The sequence below is a fragment of the Streptomyces sp. SudanB5_2050 genome, from assembly GCF_964272335.1.
Taxonomy (GTDB): Bacteria; Actinomycetota; Actinomycetes; order Streptomycetales; family Streptomycetaceae; genus Streptomyces; species Streptomyces rochei.
This window is the reverse complement of the sequence record NZ_OZ186760.1, coordinates 971,278-987,865: the sequence shown is the minus strand read 5'-3', so window position 1 is coordinate 987,865 and position 16,588 is coordinate 971,278. Positions and strand designations below refer to the sequence as shown.

Here is a 16,588-nt window from a genome sequence, read left to right as displayed (position 1 = left end):
ACGAAAAACCGCGGTGCGCCCTCCCGGAGGGCGCACCGCGGTTTTTCGTCCCGTTCCTCAGCGTGTGCCGACCGCCGCCCGCACGGCCCTGCGGGCCATCTGGCAGTCGTCGTGCAGCCGGCGCAGCAGCAGCCGCTGCTCCTCGCCGGAGGGCACGGCGCCCGGCTGGGCGGGCACCGGCTGGGCCGGCACCGCGTCCTGCATGGAGCGCTGCACGGCCGTCTCGTAGGTACGGATCTCCCGCGTCAGCACCAGCATCAGGTTCACCAGGAAGGCGTCCCGCGCGGCGGTGCCGCCCGCCTGGGCGATCTGGCTGATCTGACGGCGGGCCACCGGGGCGTCGCCGAGGACCGCCCACAGGGTCGCCAGGTCGTAGCCCGGCAGGTACCAGCCCGCGTGCTCCCAGTCCACCAGCACCGGACCGGCCGGCGACATGAGGATGTTGGACAGCAGCGCGTCACCGTGGCAGAACTGGCCCATGCCCTGGCGTCCGGCCGCGTGGGCGATGCCGTGCAGCAGCTTCTGCAGGTCGCCCAGGTCGCGGTCGGTGAGCAGCCCCAGATCGTGGTACCGGGAGATCCGGGCCGCGTAGTCCAGCGGGGCGTCGAAGGTGCCCGCCGGCGGCCGCCAGGCGTTGAGCCGGCAGACCGCGCCGAGCGCCGCCCTGATGTCCGCCCGGGGCGGGGACTCCAGCGGGTGCCGCTGCAGCGCCGCCACCCGTCCCGGCATCCGCTCGATCACCAGCGTGCAGTTGTCCGGGTCCGCCGCGATCAGCCTCGGCACCCGTACCGGAGGGCGGTGCCGGACGAACGAGCGGTATGCCCCTATCTCGTGCCGGATGCGCTCCGCCCAGGCGGGGGAGTGGTCCAGTAAACACTTGGCGACCGCGGTGCTGCGTCCGGTCGTGCCGACCAGGAGCACGGACCGCCCGGTGCGGCGCAGCACCTGCACCGGGGAGAACTCCGGGCAGATCCGGTGCACGGAGGCGATCGCCGTGCGCAGCTGGGCGCCCTGCGGGCCGGACAGGTCGATTCTTCCGCTGAGCGGCTGGGTGCCGGGGCCCGTGCCGCGCCGCGCCCTGCCCGCCCCGAGGACCGGGGCAGCCGGACGCGCGGGGGCGAGGTAGGGGCCGCCGCCCGCCGCCGGGCGGGGGTGCAGTGAGCGCTGCGGGGCGGACACGGAGGACGATGCTGCGTACATGGGCGAGACAGATCCCTTCGTGTGCCTGCTGTGCCTGCCTGAAGAGCCGCGCCCGCCCCGCCAGGAGCAGGCGTCTCTTCCGAAAGCCGTCGCGCTGCCCGCCCGGCCGCCCGGGGTCACCCTGGGGAGTAATCCCGCGGCGACCGGGTCGGGGTGGCGCATTCCTACCTGACACCCGTCCGCCCGTGGCACACCATCTGGCGCACCCTGGCGAACGGTGGCGAATAGTCGCCCGGCAACCGGCACGGGGCTACTGTCAACTCAGCCGAGAACCTGGGGGCTTGACGTGAGCAAAGAACCCAACACCCGTCTGTCGGACCTGTTCGGCCTGGCCGGCTGGTCCAAGGGCGAACTCGCGAGGCTGGTCAACCGGCAGGCGGCGGCCATGGGCCACCCCCAGCTGGCGACCGACACCTCGCGGGTGCGGCGGTGGATCGACATGGGGGAGATCCCGCGCGATCCGGTGCCGCGGGTGCTGGCGGTTCTGTTCACCGAGCGTCTCGGCCGTGTCGTGACCATCGAGGACCTCGGTCTGGTCCGGCACGGGCGCGCGGGGAAACGGCAGGGCGGCGGGAGCGAGGAGCATCCCGACGGAGTGCCGTGGGCGCCCGAGCGGACGGCGGCGGTCCTCACCGAATTCACGGGAATGGACCTCATGCTCAACCGACGCGGCTTGGTGGGCGCGGGCGCCGCGCTCGCCGCGGGCTCCGCACTCAGCAGCGCCATGCACGACTGGCTCCACACCGACCCGGCCCTGGCGGCCGACGCCCCCGACCTCCACCAGCCCCTGCACGCCGACCCCGTCGGGTTCGACCGCTACGAGGCCGCCCCCATCGGGTCGCAGGAAGTGGAGGAACTGGAGCGCTCGGTCGAAGTGTTCCGCGCCTGGGACGCCGCCCGCGGCGGCGGCCTCCAGCGCAAGGCCGTGGTGGGCCAGCTCAACGAGGTGGGCGGCATGCTCGCCTACCGTCACCCGCCCCACCTCCAGCGGCGCCTGTGGGGCGTCGCCGCCAACCTCGCGGTCCTCGCGGGCTGGATGTCGCACGACGTGGGCCTGGAACCCACGGCCCAGAAGTACTTCGTCATCGCCGCCCACGCCGCGCGCGAGGGCGGCGACCGGCCCCGGGCCGGCGAGGCGCTCTCCCGGGCGGCCCGCCAGATGGTGCACCTGGGCCGTCCCGACGAGGCGATGGACCTGATGAAGCTCGCCCAGTCGGGCTCGGGGGACCAGGTGCTGCCGCGCACCAAGGCGATGCTCTACACCATCGAGGCGTGGGCGCAGGCGTCCATGGGCAAGGGGCAGGCGATGCGCCGCACCCTGGGCCGGGCCGAGGACCTCTTCGTCTCCGACAAGGCGGACGTGCCGCCGCCGGACTGGATGCAGACGTTCAAGGAGGAGGACCTGTACGGCATGCAGGCCCTCGCCTACCGGACGCTCGCCGAGTTCGAGCCGGGGGCCGCCGCGCACGCCCAGCACTACGCGGACAAGGCGCTGGCCCTCCGGGTCGACGGCCGGCAGCGGTCGAAGATCTTCGACTATCTGTCGATGGCCTCCGCCTGCTTCATCGCCGACGATCCCGAACAGGCGGACCGGTACGCGCGCCTGGCCCTGGTGTCGATGGGGTCCAACTCCTCCCAGCGGACCTGGGACCGGCTGCGGCAGATGTACCGGCTCACCGCGCAGTACGCCGGCTATCCGAAGATCCAGGAGCTGCGGGAGGAGATCGAGCTGGCGCTGCCCAAGGCGAAGGCGTCCAAGGGCAGGGGGAGAGGCGGCACCGCCAAGGCGTAGCGCGCGGCCCCGGCGGTGAAGCAGGGGCCGTTCGGCGGCGTGCGGTCCAGGTGGCGGCGTGGAGCGGGCGGTGGTGTGCGGGTCAGGTGCGGGGCGCGGGGCCCTGCCTCGGGGTCACCCGGGCCACCAGTACACAGGCGTCCTCCCGGCGCAGGGACTCGCCCACCTCCTGCGTCACGATGCTCAGCACCTCCTGTGCCGAGCGCGCCCCGGTGAGCCGGGGGGCCAGGGCGAGGAGGCGTTGGCGACCGGCCGGTACGAGTCCGCCGGTGTGCAGCACCAGCAGGTCACCGGCCTGGAGGTCGGTCCCCGTCCGCCCCGTCTGCCCGGTCTCCGTCCCGTCGCGGAACAGCAGCGGGGCGGGACCGTCGGCCTGGGCCCACGTCAGGGTGCGGCTGCCGGGCCGGTAGCCGCAGTACACGGCGCCGCGCACCGGCGGCAGAGCGGTGGACCGGAGCAAGCGGGCGAGCCGGTCCGGGAGTTCTCCCGGGCGGGTGCCCGCCGCCGTCAGGCCGCGCAGCGCGCCGATCACCATCGCCGGGCCCTGCGCCGGGTCGGTGTCGGCGCCGGTGAGGTCGCCGACAGCGAGCAGGGTCTCGTCACCGGCGAGGGGGCAGGCGTCGTACCAGACCCCGCACCGGGGCGTGTCCGCCGCAGCGGGCAGATACCCGGCCGCCAGGTCCAGGCCCGGCCGTCCCTGGTGCGGGAACCGCAGGAGGCCGTGCCAGGGCGGCGGCACGGCTTCCCGCGGTTCGACCGCGGCCCGTGGCCCGGTGCGCGCGGGCAGCGGGGAGTGCCGGAGCGAGTCACGGGTCTCGCTCACGGCCCGCTGGCTGCGGCGCAGTTCACCGACGTCACGCAGGACCGCCCACATGGAGGCGGTGCTGCCGTCGGCGTCGAGCACGGGCTCGCCCATCATGTGCACGGTCCGTACGGTGCCGTCGGGGCGGACGACGCGGAACTCCCCGTCGATGGGGCGGCCGTCGACCAGGCAGTCCGTGACCATCGAGGTCAGCTTCGGCCGGTCCTCGGTCAGCACCAGGGACGGGAACTCGTCGAGGCTGAGCGGTGCGGCGGCCGGGTCGCGGCCGAGGATCTGGAAGAGTTCCCCGGACCACTCGGCCTCGTCCGTCAGCAGGTTCCACTCCGCGCTGCCGACCCTGCTGAGCAGCGAACCCGGGCGGGGCGCGGGCGCCGGCCCGTCCCGCAGCTGCGCCAAGTGCGCGTCCAGGTCGCTGAGCTGATGCAGTGCCAGATCGCACAGGGCGCGGTGCCAGCGTCCGCGGGGACCGGTGCCGTCGCTCTGGTCCCGCCGGACGGCGTCCACGTCGCCCTTGAGCCGCCGGGCCTGCGATATGAGCGCCTCGACCGAGCCGCGTCCCGGGGGCTGGACGGCCGGGTGGTCCGTGGAGAGATGGGACGACATGACGCACTCCGATGTGCAGACGGTACGAACCAAGGCGGGACCGAGGCCGGCGGGAGGGCCGTTACGACTGTTGCACAGCCCGCGATGCCTCGTAAGGGATTTGGCAAGACACGATACGGTGGTGCTCGCGGCATATGCCACCGTCTTCCCGGAGTGAGTTCGACGCCCCGGAAGCGTAGGTGCACGGGCCCCCAAGTCGTAGTCCGCCTACGGGACTTGGGGGACCGAGCGGCCGTCCGGGGCAGTCGCCCGAGTGTTCGTCGGACTCGTGTTCTACGGGGTCGTGTACAGCGCGGGCCGAGGCGCGAGGTCGACGGGGGTGCGCGAGCCCGTCTCCAGCGCCCGCACCCCGGCGTCGGCGACCGCGGAGGCCGCGTACCCGTCCCAGGCGTCCGGCCCGGTGACCCGGCCCCCGCGGGCGGCGTCGACCCAGGACTGCACCTCGCGGTCGTACGCGTCCGAGAACCGGACGAGGTAGTCCTGCGGCACCTCCCGGCGGGCTCCGCCCGCGGCCGTCACCACCATGGTGCGCGCGTCCCCGATCCGGGCGCTGCCGGTCTCGCAGACGGCCTCGCAGCGCACCTCGTAGGCGAAGCCGCAGTTGACGAAGATCTCCACGTCGACCAGGGCGCCCCGCTCGGTCTCGAAGAGCACCAGCTGCGGGTCGAGCAGACCCTCGGGCGCGCCCGCCGACGGGCGGGGCCGCAGCACGGTCACCGCGGTCAGCTCCTGACCGAGCAGCCAGCGCGCCGCGTCGATCTCGTGCGAGACGGAACTGGTGACGAGCATGTCGGAGGTGAAGTGCGGCGGTGAGGAGACGTTGCGGTGCACGCAGTGCAGCATCAGCGGCCGCCCCAGCCGCCCGCCCTCCAGCAGCGACTTCAACTGCCGGTACTCCTCGTCGTAGCGCCGCATGAACCCGATCTGCGCCAGCCTGCGGCCCAGCCGGGCCTCCGCCTCCACCACCCGCAGCGCGCCCGCCGGGTCCGGCACCATCGGCTTCTCGCACAGCACCGGCAGCCCGCGCGCGAACGCGGCCAGCAGCGCTTCCTCGTGCGCCTCGCCGGGGGAGGCGATCAGCACGGCCTCGACGCCCGGCGCGTCCAGCACGGCCTCGACGTCGGTGTGCGCGACGACCCCGTCGATCCCGGCCACGGCCGCCTTCGCCCGCTCGGCGTCGGGGTCCGCGACGGCGGCGACCCTGGCGCCGCTCACCACCCGGTCGAGGCGCCGTACGTGATCGGCGCCCATGTGCCCCGCGCCCAGGACCGCCACACCCAGAAGATCGCTCACGCTCCGCCGGCTCCTTCCCCGCCCGCCGCCGCACCCGCGGAGGGCGGGTGCGTGTACCGCGAACAGGGTTTCACGGTCGTCAAGGGGCCGGGGTGGCCGGAGCCGGTGGACGCGGTGGACGCGGCGGCCGGACGCGGTGCCGGCGTCAGTACCGCAGCACGCCCGCGATGCCCTCCGCCTCGCCGAGCGCGCCGTCGGGGACGAAGCGCACGTCGGCGCCGGTCTCCAGGCACTGCTCGACGATCTCGTCCACGATGTCCTCGCGGGCGTCGAGGTCGCCGTCGTGCGCCGGGACCAGGTGCTCGCCGTCCTCGCGCATCGTCACCTTGAAGTTCTCCTCGACGGCCAGCAGCCGGACCCGGCCGGTGTGCGCGCTCTCCCACAGCTCGTCGACCCCGGCCGCGAAGTCCTTGCGCCCGCGGGCGGCGTCCAGCTCCCGCGCGACGTCCTCCACGGAGCCGCGCGCCTCGTCGTCGAGGACGGGCGCCACCGCCTGCCGGACGGCCTCGGCCGTGCCGTGCGCGAGGCCCCCGTGCGGGATCAGCACCGCGTCGCGCACGGTGTTCCCGGTCTCCTCCAGTACCGACAGGGCCGGCTGCGGTCCGGTGACGTACAGCGGCCGGGGGTGGGCGCGCAGCACCCTGCCCATCTCCGTGTCGGCGTCGCGCAGGAAGCGGCGGGTGTTCTCGTCCCGGAAGGTGCTCGGGGCGTCGCCGATCCGTTCCTGGCGCTCGGGGTCGAAGTCCAGCGGCGGCCGGTCCATGGGGAAGCCGCCGGTGCGGTCCTCCACGATCCGCCCCGCGCCGCCGCTCCACAGCGTGACCCGGTCGGCGGCGACCGACAGCACCCAGAAGGGCCGCTCGGCGGCCTGCGCGGCGACGAGGTTGCGGGTCAGGAAGGTGTCCGAGAGGACCACGCGCTCCGGGACGGAACGGGCGAGCGTCCACACCTGGTGCTCACCCGGCGCGGCGAAGATCGCCAGCCCGTCCTCGGCGTACGTCAGATCGACCTCCGCGAGCGCCCGGTCGAGCTCCCGGGACACCTCCATGCGCCGGTCGCGGGTGACGGCCGGATCCTGCTCGAGCTGCTTCTTGGCCTCGGCGACCGCGTTGCGCAGCCGGACGGGGTCGCCGGCGTTGTCCGGCTCCCGGCGGTGCGTCGGCGTCAGCACGGACACGGCCGGGTAGGGGCGGGGGCGCCGGAGTTCGGCGAGGGCGCTGGGACTCAGATCGTGCTCCATGTCAGCACGATAGGACGAAAGGACCTATCGGGCATTCGGAGCAATCCGGGGCGTGCGCCGTCACTCGTCCCCGCCCTGGGACGACTCGGAGCCGCAGGAACTGCCGTCGGGCGGCAGGGAGCCGTACAGCAGGAAGTCGTCGACCTTGCGGTGCACGCACTCGGACGACGCGTAGCCGGTGTGCCCCTCGCCCTTGTTGTCGAGCACCACGGCCGAGGGCCCGATCCGGTCGGCCGTCTGCTCGGTCCAGCGGTACGGGGTGGCCGGGTCGCCCCGGGTGCCGACGAGCAGCATCCTCGCGGTGTCGAGGTCCTTCACGTCCTCACGGATGTAGTCGGTGCCCTTGGGGCGGCCGTAGCACATCAGCACCTGGGTGAGCCGGTACCGTCCGAAGACCGGCGACGCCTCCTCGTACCGGGTGCGCAGCCGGCCCAGCGACTCGGCGACCTGCGCGGCGGAGGGCCGGTCGGGGTCGTCGGCGCAGTTGATCGCCATCAGCGCGGCCGGCAGGTTGTCCATCGGGATGTCCTCCGGGTCGGTCAGACCGGCACCGGTGTTCCCCCGGACGGCGATGCCCGTCCGGTCGCGGACCGGGAAGCCCACGCCGCCGGACACGAAGCCCTCCAGGCCGCTGGTGTCGCCGCTCTCCATGAGCTGTGCGAGCGCCCGTTCCAGCGAGGGCCACAGCTCCCGGCTGTACAGGGCCTGACCCATGGCCCCCACCATGTCCTGGCCGGAGAACGGCTCGCCGAAGCCGGTCGGCACCGGGTCCGCGTCGAGCGAGGCGACGACCTGCTCGACCAGTCGCCGGGCCTGTCGGGCGTCCTGCCCGAACGGGCAGGCGATGTCCTCCACGCACCAGTCGAGGAAGTTCTCCAGAGCGGTCTGCTGGCCGCGCGCGCCGGCGAGCCCCTGCTCGGTCAGCGGTTCCGTCAGGGTGTCCACACCGTCCAGCACCATCCGCCCGACCCGGTCCGGGAACTGGGCGGCGTAGACCGCGCCCAGCCGGGTCCCGTAGGAGAAGCCGAGGTAGTCCAGCCGGTCGTCGCCGAGCGCCTGGCGCATCACGTCCATGTCGCGCGCGGCTTCCACCGTGCCTATGTGGCGCAGCACGGGGCCCGAGTGTTTCGCGCAGTCGGCCGCCGCGTCCCGCAGCCGCCGCAGCACGTCCTGAGGGTCGGTGAGCTTCTCGTCCCCGTCCGTCGCCTCGATGATCTCCACGGTGGCCGGGCCGCAGGTGACCGGCGAGGAACGGCCGACACCGCGCGGGTCGAAGGCGACCACGTCGTAGCCGTTGGTCAGGTGCATGAACTCCTTGCCCCCGGCCGCGAGTTCGTCGACGCCGGAGCCGCCGGGGCCGCCGAAGTTCAGCAGCACCGAGCCGCGCTTGTCGCCGGTCGCCCGGTACCGGGCCAGGGCGAGGTCCAGCGTCCTGCCCCCGGGGCGGTCGTAGTCGAGGGGGACGGTGACCTTCCCGCACTGGAGGTCCTTCGGGGCCTCCATGTCCTCGCACGCCGACCAGGTGACCTTCTGGTCGTAGTACCGGGACAGGTCGGGCCCGGTGTCCCTCGCGGTCGCGGCGGGCAGCCCGGCGACCAGCAGGGCCAGTCCGAGCGCGCCGGTGACCGCGCAGCGCCGGACCGAGGGCCGAGACTCCAGCTTGGCCTGCATCGATGCCTCCCGGGCGCCGGGTCGCGGACCGGTGGTCGGCGCCCTCGCTCACCATAAGCGGGCCCCGGGCGGCTCGCCTCCGGGCGGCGGAACCGTGCGCGCGGAGCGTCGACGGCGGTCGTCGCGGCGCTTTGCCCGCAGTTCGACAAAACGGTCGCTCGATGGAGTGAAAGGCGTATGAGCCATAACTCGGATGGTGCGTCCGCGTTTTAACCGGTGCGGGCGAGTGCCCGCGACCATGTCTGGAAGGCAGGGAACTCATGAGAAGGGTTACCCGAAACGGTGTGTTCGCCGTCGCCGCCTCCGGCGCGCTGGCCGTGACGATGCCCGCGTACGCGGCCTTCGCGTCCGACGGCGCCGCCGCGGACGGCTCCGCGGTCGGCTCGCCGGGGCTGATCTCCGGCAACACCGTCCAGCTCCCGGTGGACGTCCCGGTGAACGTGTGCGGGAACACGGTGAACGTGGTGGGGCTCCTCAACCCGGCCGCGGGCAACAGCTGCGCCAACACCGGGGCGAGCGGCGCGGCCGGCAAGGGGGCGGACGCCTCCAAGGGCGCCGGCGCGTCGGGCGGCGCGGTCGCCGAGGGCGGCGCGCAGGACTCGCCGGGCGTCATCTCCGGCAACGGCGTGCAGCTGCCGGTACACCTTCCGGTGAACGTCAGCGGCAACAGCGTGAACGTCGTCGGCGTCGGCAACCCGGCCGTCGGCAACGAGTCGGTGAACACCTCCGAGGACGAGCCCGAGCGCGTCGCGCCCCCGGAGCGGCCGGAACCGGAGCCGTCGGCGCCCGAGCCGTCGGCGCCCGAGAAGGAGCGCCCGCGGCCCCAGCCGTCCCCGCACGCCGCCGCGCCGCAGGAACCGGCGTCCCTGGCCCACACCGGCGCCGACGGGACCCTGTCCGCCCTCGCGGGCGGCGCCGCCCTGGTGCTCGGCGGGTCCGTCCTCTACCGGCGGTTCCGGCCGGGCGCCCGGGGCTGACCGCCCGGGGCTGACCGACGGCGGCGACGGTGCCGGGCGGGCCGCCGCCCCGGCGGTGAGCGATGCCGCCGACCGGGTGACCTGCCGCCGGGGCGGGCTGCGCGACGCGGCGCACCGGGCGCGGCGCGCGTGCCGCCCGTCGGCCGGCGAGGGTGCCGTCGGCCGGGGCGCGTCGCTCCCGGTCGGCGCCGGCAGGGCCTTCCCCCTCGCGTCCCCGCCGTACTCACCTGCGCGACCGCCCGTCGGCGAGCGCTCCCCGGCTCACCGCCGTCATGCGGGCGAGCGCGTCGACCCTCTTCCCGCGCGAGCCTCTTCCCGCGCGACCCTCTTCCCCGTACGGCCCTCTTCCCGTACGAGCCTGTTCCCGCGCGAGCCTCGTGCCGGTCCGGGCCCGTCGGGCTCAGGCCCGCCCGGTGTGGAACCGGCGGTGCAGCGCGTGGATCTCCCCGGTCAGTTCCGGTACCGGGCCGTCCACCGCCACCGCGGGTGCCACCTCCCGCACCGCCAGCGTCCGCACCGGCGGGGCGGGGACGCCCAGTTCCGCCAGCCAGCCTCCCAGCTGCTCCGACGAGGCGACGTACACGATGCGCCCCAGGCCCACCCACGCGTGGGCGGCGGCACACATCGGGCAGTGCTCGCCGGACGTGTAGACCGTCGCGCCGGCCCGCTCCTCGGGGGTGAGGTGGGCGGCGGACCAGCGCGCCAGCTCGAACTCCGGGTGACGGGTGCGGTCGCCGGAGGCCACGCGGTTGCGGTCCTCGGCCAGCACCTCCCCGGCGGCGCCGACCAGCACCGATCCGAACGGTTCGTCGCCCGCCTCCAACGCCTCGGCCGCCAACTCCACGCAGCGGCGCAGGTACGGCAGTTCGGCCTCCATCACGGCCATGCTCGGGAACCTCCTCGATCTTCCGGTGCTCACCGGCAGCCTAAGCCGCCCCTCCCTTGCTACTGGCTATCGGGAGAGTTACAGTCTCTAACAAGAGCTACCGCTTCTCGCGGTTTCGCTCGCGCCGATCATCCTGAGCATGGAGAGAAGGGACCGCCATGTCCGCCGTCACCCCGCAGTCGCCCACCTCGCACACCGTCCTCGGATCGGGCCCCGCCGGCACCGCACTCGCCCGCGAACTGGTGCGCCGGGGGCACCGCGTCCGGCTCGTCGACCGGAAGGGGGACGGCCCCGCCCTCGAGGGCGTCGAGCGGTTCGCCGCCGACGTGAGCACGGCCGAGGGCGCGCGGGCGGCCATAGGCGCAGCCGCGGTCGTGTACCACTGCGTCAACGTCGGCTACCACCTCCAGACCGAGGTGATGCCGCGCGTGCAGGAGGCCGTCCTCGCCGCGGTCGGGGAGACCGGGGCCCGGCTCGTCGTGCTCGACACCCTCTACCCGTACGGCGAGACCGGGGGAGCCGTGATGACCGAGGGCAGCCCCTGGCAGGCGACCAGCCGCAAGGGCCGGATGCGCGCCGAACTCGACGAGCGCTACCTGTCCGCGCACCGGGCGGGCACGGCCCGCGTCGTTCTCGGTCGCAGCGCGGACTTCGTGGGACCGGGGGTGCTCAACTCGTCCCTCGGAGCCGCCGTCTTCCCGGCCGCCCTCACCGGTGGGGAGGTCGCGGGCCTCGGCGACATCGATCTGCCGCACAGCTACACGGACATCCGGGACGTCGCGGCCGGCCTGGCCACGCTCGGCGAGCGTCCCGAGGGCGACGGCCGGGTCTGGCACCTGCCCACCGCGCCCGCCGTCAGTACGCGCGAGATCCACACGATGATCGAGAAGCGGGTCGGCCGGCCGCTGAACGTCGTGGTGGTCGCCGAGCCCCGCCCCTTCGGCCCGTTCGACGAGCGGTTCATGGCGGAGTACGCGGAGATGTTCTACCAGCACACGGAGCCGCAGATCATGGACTCCTCCGCCTTCGAGCGGACCTTCGGCGCGGTGCCCACGCCTCTGGCGGACACCGTGGACGCCACCGTGGCCTGGTACGAGGAGTGGCTCACCGGCCGGTGACCCGGCAGGTCCGCGGTGCTCTCGCCCGTTCAGCGCCGGGTACGGGCCTTCGACCGGTCCAGTGCGGCGACGCCGAGGGCGGCGAGGGCGATCTGGATGAGCCACTCGACCCAGTCGACGCCGTCGGTGTCGGCCACGTCGAACGCCGCCGCGACCCACGATCCGATCAGTGCGGCGACGATGCCGACCAGGATCGTCCACAGGATTCCGATGCGCTGGCGGCCCGGGACCACGAGTCGGCCCAGGACGCCGATGACGATGCCGATGACGATCGCGCTGATGATGCCGTCGATTTCCATGTCCACCCCTTCTTGTCAAGACCCCCGCGGTTGGCGTGTGCCCGGTGCGGGCGGGCGTAGTCCACGGGCGTCCGTCACCAGGCACGCGGCGGTCGGCCGGCGAAGGGACACACACGAGGGCCGGCCCGCCGAAGCGGACCGGCCCCCGGTGTTCCCTTCCCTCGTCTCCAGGGCGTCTCTAGGGTTTGCGCATGCTCTTCGCCGCCGTGGCGGCGCACACCGAGCCCAGGGCCAGGGTCAACGCGCCGATGATGATGTTGTTCCAGATGACACCGGCGTCCGGGTTCGTGCCGACGATCCAGGGCGAGATGATCATCCAGATACCCATCGCGCACATGGCGCCGCTGAGGCCGTACATGCGCTCCGGGGCACGGGTGAATCCCAGGGCCAGCAGGCCGATGGCGATTCCGATGATCAGATTGTGGGCCACGAGCGCGGGCTGGCTGGTGGTGAAGTGGACTATCCACGGGGACACGGCACAGTACAGGCCGAGCAGGAACACCGGCCCGTCCACGAGTGCCACGTCGCGGCCGCCGAGCATGCGGGCGTAGCGCGCCTGCATTTCCGGGGCGTCGGGATGGCTGGTGATGTCACCTCGGGGGTGCGAGACGTTGGCCATGAGTCGTCTCCTTTGACTAACCGGGCCGTCCGATGCGGTCTTCGGAAGCGCCGCACGCGTCCATTCTGCTCTTATTTTTCCCTTATGTGTAGTCGTGGGGGCGGTCCGTCGTCAGGGAACGAGTCGGACATGTCGCCGCGGATCGCGGGCAGGCGAACAGATGTCAGTCGTCATGGACACAGCGACAGTGGAGGTGGTCGTCGTCATGGGTGCGAAGGTGTTGGAGCGTTTCCCCGCGGGCTCGCCGCGCGGGTCGTGGCCGGCCGAGGAGTACGCCGCGCGCCGTCGTGCTCAGGGAGAGCCCGCGACCGTCGTGATGGACCTCAAGACGGACGCCTTCCTGGTGGTCGTTCCGGCCCGGGAGGACAAGTGAACCCCTCACAAGTGAACCCCTCCCGGTGACGGCGCGGCCGGTCAGCGTCCGGCGCCGGACAGCGCCGCCAGATGTGCCCGGCGCACCGGCGCCGTCTGCCCCTGCACCAGCAGGAACATCGCCTCCCTGGCGAGCCGCTGAGCGGGGCTGTCGAGGCTCGTCGCCCGCCCGCCGCCGGCCACCACCGCCGCGGTCGTGGCCGCGCGCATGAGGTCGTACGCCCGGGTCCGCAGCGCCAGCCGCTCCTCGACGTGCTCGTGCGCGACGGGGTGGTCGGCGAGGGCGTAGGCCCGCGCCCTGACCTCGTCGAGCCCGGCCCGCAGCGACTCGGCCGCCCTCCGCTCGTCCGGCGTGTCGCCGAGCAGGTCCAGCGCGGCGCGGGCGACGCCGAAGACGGCCGGGGAGGCGTTGGCGCTGCGCGGGACGTCGACGCGCGCGAACTCCGCCCGCGGGGTGCGCCGCACCACGTTCGCCGCGGGCACCCGCAACCCGTCCAGCTCCAGGGAGACCGTCCGGGCCGCCGTCAGCGCCGCCAGACGCAGGGGCGGCGACGGCCGCAGTCCTGGCTGCTCCCGGGCGTCGGCGAAGGCGAACACCACCTCGTCCGCTTCGGTCACGCCCGCCAGCAGCATCACGTCGTTCAGGCCCCAGCCGGTGTACCAGGGCACGGTGCCGTCGAAGCGCACCCCGTCGCGGTCGACGCGGGCCCGCACCGGGACCCGGGGGAACGCCCGCACGTGCGCGTAGGCGATGCCCGCGAGCAGCTCGCCGGTCGCCAGGGGGCGCAGGAACCGTTCACGTGCCGCGAGTCCCGGCGAGGCCCCCGCGAGCAACCGGACCGGCGTGTGGTGCTGGGTCTGCACGAACCAGGTGGAGCAGCAGGCACCCGCGAGGATCTCGGCGATCTCCCGGGCCACCGAGTCCGGTGCCGCGGCCCCGCCGAACTCCTCGGGGGCGCTCACGCCGAGCAGCCCGCCGCGCCGGACCGCGTCCAGGTGGCTCGCGGGCACACCGTCCTGGTCGACGCGTTGCGCGCAGGGGGCGAGAAGCTCGTCCGCGAGCCGGCGGGCCTCGGTGACGAGCGGGTGGGGTGTGGTGGTCATGCGGTGATTCTCGCGACCGCGCCCGGCCGTGACGAGGGGGCCGCCCGGAGCGGCGGTCCGACGGGGGAATGAATGCCGGCGGAAGAAAGTTGTGTATTACATCTAGCTCGATCGATCCCATTCCAGCGAGGCTCCCCGTGAACCACCCCGCCCCCGAACGGCCCGCCGACGTCGTCGCCCGGCTGCGGGCCACCTTCCGCACCGGCCGTACCAAGCCCGTCGAGTGGCGCACCGGCCAACTGTGCCGCCTGCGCGCCCTGCTCACGGAGAACGGCTCGGACCTGGAGGCGGCCCTCCACGCCGACCTCGGCAAGAGCGCCGCCGAGGCCCAGCGCACGGAGATCGGCTTCACCGTGCGCGAGATCGACCACACCCTCGACCACCTCGCCGACTGGCTGCGCCCCGAGCCCGCCCCGGTCCCGGCCCACCTCGGCGCCGACGCCACCGCCTGGACGCAGTACGACCCCCTCGGCGTCGTCCTCGTCATCGCGCCCTGGAACTACCCGGCCCAGCTGCTGCTCGCCCCGGTCGTCGGCGCCCTGGCCGCGGGCAACGCGGTGGTGGCCAAGCCCAGCGAGCTGGCCCCGGCCACCTCCGCCGCGCTGGCCCGGCTGCTGCCGCGCTACCTGGACACCGACGCGGTGGCCGTCGTCGAGGGCGGCGTCCCCGAGACCACGGCCCTGCTCGCCGAGCGCTTCGACCACATCTTCTACACCGGCAACGGCACCGTCGGCCGCATCGTCATGCGCGCCGCCGCCGAGCACCTCACCCCGGTCACCCTCGAACTCGGCGGCAAGTCACCCGCGTTCGTCGACCGCGACGCCGACCTCGACACCGTCGCCGCCCGGCTGGTCGCCGGCAAGTTCCTCAACGCGGGCCAGACCTGCGTGGCCCCCGACTACGTGCTGACCGACCCGGAGACCGCCGCCGCCCTGGAGCCGGCGCTGGTCCGGGCCGTCGAGGCGCAGTACGGGACCGACCCCGCGCGCTCCACGGAGTACGCGCGGATCGTCAACGAGCGCCACTTCGACCGGCTGACCGGCCTGCTGGACTCCGGCCGGGTGGTCGTGGGCGGCGGCAGCGACCGGTCACGGAAGTACCTCGCGCCGACCGTGCTCGCCGACGTGGCCCCCGACGCGCCGGTGATGCGGGAGGAGATCTTCGGCCCGATCCTGCCGATCGTCACCGTGCCCGGCCTGGACGAGGCGATCGATTTCGTCAACGACCGCGACAAGCCGCTGGCCCTCTACGTCTTCAGCGAGTCCGACGGGACCCGGGAGCGGTTCGCCGCCGAGACGTCCTCCGGCGGGCTCGGTCACGGCCTGCCGCTCGCCCATCTCACCGTGTCCGACCTCCCGTTCGGCGGGGTGGGGGAGAGCGGCATGGGCAACTACCACGGCCGGTACTCCATCGAGACCTTCAGTCACCGAAAGGCGGTCCTGAAGAAGCCGCTGGGCTGACCGGTACGACGACTCCACGCCAACCCGGCCGATGTTCGGCCGGGTTGAACTGGTCTACACCCTTGACTGGTACAGACCAACGCGGTTGAGTGTGCCTCCACACCCCCCACCACGGCCGCCCCCGACGCCGTGGCCGGTACGGCCGGCCCGTGCGCAGGGCTCGCTCCTCCCTTCCCCGACGCGGGAGCGGCCGTGCTCCGCCGAAGGAGGCAGTCCGTGTCGAGGCGCCGTATCTCCGCCGTGGTCACCGCACTCGCCCTCGCGGGAGCCGTCCCCGCCTTCCTGCCCGCCACCGAGGCGTCCGCCGCCTCCTGCTCGAGCTACCCCGCCTGGTCGGCCGGCGCGAACTACAACGCCGGCGACATCGTCCGCTACACGGACGGCAAGGCCTACATCGCCGAGCACGCCAACCCGGGCTACGACCCGCTGATCAGCACCTGGTACTGGGAGCCGTACGCCTGTGACGGCGGCTCCCAGACGCCGGTCGGCAACTTCGTGGTGACCGAGGCGCAGTTCAACCAGATGTTCCCGGGCAGGAACTCGTTCTACAGCTACAGCGGCCTCACCGCCGCGCTCAGCGCCTACCCCGGCTTCGCCAACACCGGCAGCGACACGGTGAAGAAGCAGGAGGCCGCCGCCTTCCTCGCCAACGTCAGCCACGAGACCGGCGGACTGGTGCACATCGTCGAGCAGAACACCGCCAACTACCCCCACTACTGCGACTGGAACCAGCCCTACGGCTGTCCGGCCGGCCAGGCCGCCTACTACGGGCGCGGCCCCATCCAGCTCAGCTGGAACTTCAACTACAAGGCGGCGGGCGACGCCCTCGGCATCGACCTGCTGAACAACCCCTGGCTGGTGCAGAACGACTCGGCCGTCGCCTGGAAGACCGCCCTGTGGTACTGGAACACCCAGTCCGGGCCCGGCAGCATGACCGGGCACAACGCGATGGTCAACGGCGCCGGTTTCGGCCAGACGATCCGCTCCATCAACGGCTCCCTGGAGTGCGACGGCAAGAACCCCGCGCAGGTCCAGAGCCGCGTCACCAAGTACCAGCAGTTCAGCCAGATCCTCGGTGTCTCCCCGGGCGGCAACCTGTACTGCTGACCCCCGCCGGGCGTGTGCGAGACT

General features: G+C 73.5%; 15 protein-coding genes. 6 read left to right on the top strand and 9 right to left on the bottom strand.

Annotated features, from left to right (window positions below):
* Positions 1 to 57: 57 nt before the first annotated feature.
* Complete coding sequence (locus ACFZP7_RS04185; RefSeq protein ID WP_029393747.1) at positions 58 to 1,200, bottom strand: aminoglycoside phosphotransferase family protein; 1,143 nt, start codon at positions 1,198 to 1,200, stop codon at positions 58 to 60.
* A 286-nt stretch (positions 1,201 to 1,486) separates the two neighbouring features.
* Between ACFZP7_RS04185 and ACFZP7_RS04180 the strand changes: the two genes are divergently transcribed.
* Positions 1,487 to 2,992 carry a hypothetical protein gene (locus tag ACFZP7_RS04180; RefSeq protein ID WP_385633866.1) on the top strand — a complete coding sequence of 502 codons (1,506 nt, stop codon included), beginning with the start codon at positions 1,487 to 1,489 and terminating at the stop codon, positions 2,990 to 2,992.
* A gap of 82 nt (positions 2,993 to 3,074) precedes the next feature.
* Here ACFZP7_RS04180 and ACFZP7_RS04175 read toward each other — a convergent pair whose 3' ends face one another.
* The 4 genes from ACFZP7_RS04175 to ACFZP7_RS04160 form a co-directional block, all read right to left on the bottom strand.
* Positions 3,075 to 4,418 carry a SpoIIE family protein phosphatase gene (locus ACFZP7_RS04175; RefSeq protein WP_385633865.1) on the bottom strand — a complete coding sequence of 448 codons (1,344 nt, stop codon included), beginning with the start codon at positions 4,416 to 4,418 and terminating at the stop codon, positions 3,075 to 3,077.
* Positions 4,419 to 4,691: 273 nt separating this feature from the next.
* Positions 4,692 to 5,711 (bottom strand): Gfo/Idh/MocA family protein, encoded by a 1,020-nt coding sequence (locus ACFZP7_RS04170; protein ID WP_385633864.1) that lies wholly within the window; start codon positions 5,709 to 5,711, stop codon positions 4,692 to 4,694.
* Between the two features lie 145 nt (positions 5,712 to 5,856).
* The gene (locus ACFZP7_RS04165; protein ID WP_031021086.1) at positions 5,857 to 6,951 is read right to left on the bottom strand and encodes a hypothetical protein; all 1,095 of its coding nucleotides are present in this window, start codon (positions 6,949 to 6,951) and stop codon (positions 5,857 to 5,859) included.
* 60 nt (positions 6,952 to 7,011) lie between these two features.
* Positions 7,012 to 8,622, bottom strand: coding sequence for an alpha/beta hydrolase (locus tag ACFZP7_RS04160; RefSeq protein WP_127445123.1), 1,611 nt, complete (start codon positions 8,620 to 8,622; stop codon positions 7,012 to 7,014).
* Between the two features lie 260 nt (positions 8,623 to 8,882).
* Here ACFZP7_RS04160 and ACFZP7_RS04155 point away from each other — a divergent pair, with 260 nt between their 5' ends.
* Positions 8,883 to 9,599 (top strand): chaplin family protein, encoded by a 717-nt coding sequence (locus ACFZP7_RS04155; RefSeq protein ID WP_385633863.1) that lies wholly within the window; start codon positions 8,883 to 8,885, stop codon positions 9,597 to 9,599.
* A 400-nt stretch (positions 9,600 to 9,999) separates the two neighbouring features.
* On the opposite strand, the gene ACFZP7_RS04150 is transcribed toward ACFZP7_RS04155, so the two are convergent.
* Positions 10,000 to 10,485 carry a nucleoside deaminase gene (locus ACFZP7_RS04150; RefSeq protein ID WP_019327283.1) on the bottom strand — a complete coding sequence of 162 codons (486 nt, stop codon included), beginning with the start codon at positions 10,483 to 10,485 and terminating at the stop codon, positions 10,000 to 10,002.
* Positions 10,486 to 10,643: 158 nt separating this feature from the next.
* On the opposite strand from ACFZP7_RS04150, the gene ACFZP7_RS04145 reads away from it, so the two are divergent.
* On the top strand, positions 10,644 to 11,603 hold the full coding sequence (locus tag ACFZP7_RS04145) for an NAD-dependent epimerase/dehydratase family protein (RefSeq protein ID WP_385633862.1): 960 nt from the start codon (positions 10,644 to 10,646) through the stop codon (positions 11,601 to 11,603).
* Between the two features lie 29 nt (positions 11,604 to 11,632).
* On the opposite strand, the gene ACFZP7_RS04140 is transcribed toward ACFZP7_RS04145, so the two are convergent.
* Both ACFZP7_RS04140 and ACFZP7_RS04135 read right to left on the bottom strand, forming a co-directional pair.
* Complete coding sequence (locus ACFZP7_RS04140; RefSeq protein ID WP_029393749.1) at positions 11,633 to 11,902, bottom strand: GlsB/YeaQ/YmgE family stress response membrane protein; 270 nt, start codon at positions 11,900 to 11,902, stop codon at positions 11,633 to 11,635.
* 178 nt (positions 11,903 to 12,080) lie between these two features.
* Positions 12,081 to 12,521 carry an SPW repeat protein gene (locus ACFZP7_RS04135; protein ID WP_220672358.1) on the bottom strand — a complete coding sequence of 147 codons (441 nt, stop codon included), beginning with the start codon at positions 12,519 to 12,521 and terminating at the stop codon, positions 12,081 to 12,083.
* 172 nt (positions 12,522 to 12,693) lie between these two features.
* On the opposite strand from ACFZP7_RS04135, the gene ACFZP7_RS04130 reads away from it, so the two are divergent.
* Positions 12,694 to 12,894, top strand: a complete 201-nt coding sequence (locus tag ACFZP7_RS04130; RefSeq protein ID WP_037823165.1) for a hypothetical protein — start codon at positions 12,694 to 12,696, stop codon at positions 12,892 to 12,894.
* 41 nt (positions 12,895 to 12,935) lie between these two features.
* Here ACFZP7_RS04130 and ACFZP7_RS04125 read toward each other — a convergent pair whose 3' ends face one another.
* On the bottom strand, positions 12,936 to 13,997 hold the full coding sequence (locus tag ACFZP7_RS04125; protein ID WP_385633861.1) for an acyl-CoA dehydrogenase family protein: 1,062 nt from the start codon (positions 13,995 to 13,997) through the stop codon (positions 12,936 to 12,938).
* Between the two features lie 137 nt (positions 13,998 to 14,134).
* Between ACFZP7_RS04125 and ACFZP7_RS04120 the strand changes: the two genes are divergently transcribed.
* Positions 14,135 to 15,457 (top strand): aldehyde dehydrogenase family protein, encoded by a 1,323-nt coding sequence (locus ACFZP7_RS04120; RefSeq protein WP_385633860.1) that lies wholly within the window; start codon positions 14,135 to 14,137, stop codon positions 15,455 to 15,457.
* Positions 15,458 to 15,673: 216 nt separating this feature from the next.
* On the top strand, positions 15,674 to 16,564 hold the full coding sequence (locus ACFZP7_RS04115; protein WP_029393751.1) for a glycoside hydrolase family 19 protein: 891 nt from the start codon (positions 15,674 to 15,676) through the stop codon (positions 16,562 to 16,564).
* Positions 16,565 to 16,588 lie beyond the last annotated feature (24 nt).

Bases quoted from the DNA above. Each gene is read 5' to 3' on its own strand.
- ACFZP7_RS04145 (WP_385633862.1), top strand. From the start codon at position 10,644: ATGTCCGCCGTCACCCCGCAGTCGCCCACCTCGCACACCGTCCTCGGA.
- ACFZP7_RS04155 (WP_385633863.1), top strand. From the start codon at position 8,883: ATGAGAAGGGTTACCCGAAACGGTGTGTTCGCCGTCGCCGCCTCCGGC.
- ACFZP7_RS04135 (WP_220672358.1), bottom strand. From the start codon at position 12,521: ATGGCCAACGTCTCGCACCCCCGAGGTGACATCACCAGCCATCCCGAC.
- ACFZP7_RS04165 (WP_031021086.1), bottom strand. From the start codon at position 6,951: ATGGAGCACGATCTGAGTCCCAGCGCCCTCGCCGAACTCCGGCGCCCC.
- ACFZP7_RS04130 (WP_037823165.1), top strand. From the start codon at position 12,694: ATGGACACAGCGACAGTGGAGGTGGTCGTCGTCATGGGTGCGAAGGTG.
- ACFZP7_RS04185 (WP_029393747.1), bottom strand. From the start codon at position 1,200: ATGTACGCAGCATCGTCCTCCGTGTCCGCCCCGCAGCGCTCACTGCAC.
- ACFZP7_RS04150 (WP_019327283.1), bottom strand. From the start codon at position 10,485: ATGGCCGTGATGGAGGCCGAACTGCCGTACCTGCGCCGCTGCGTGGAG.
- ACFZP7_RS04175 (WP_385633865.1), bottom strand. From the start codon at position 4,418: ATGTCGTCCCATCTCTCCACGGACCACCCGGCCGTCCAGCCCCCGGGA.
- ACFZP7_RS04125 (WP_385633861.1), bottom strand. From the start codon at position 13,997: ATGACCACCACACCCCACCCGCTCGTCACCGAGGCCCGCCGGCTCGCG.
- ACFZP7_RS04160 (WP_127445123.1), bottom strand. From the start codon at position 8,622: ATGCAGGCCAAGCTGGAGTCTCGGCCCTCGGTCCGGCGCTGCGCGGTC.
- ACFZP7_RS04140 (WP_029393749.1), bottom strand. From the start codon at position 11,902: ATGGAAATCGACGGCATCATCAGCGCGATCGTCATCGGCATCGTCATC.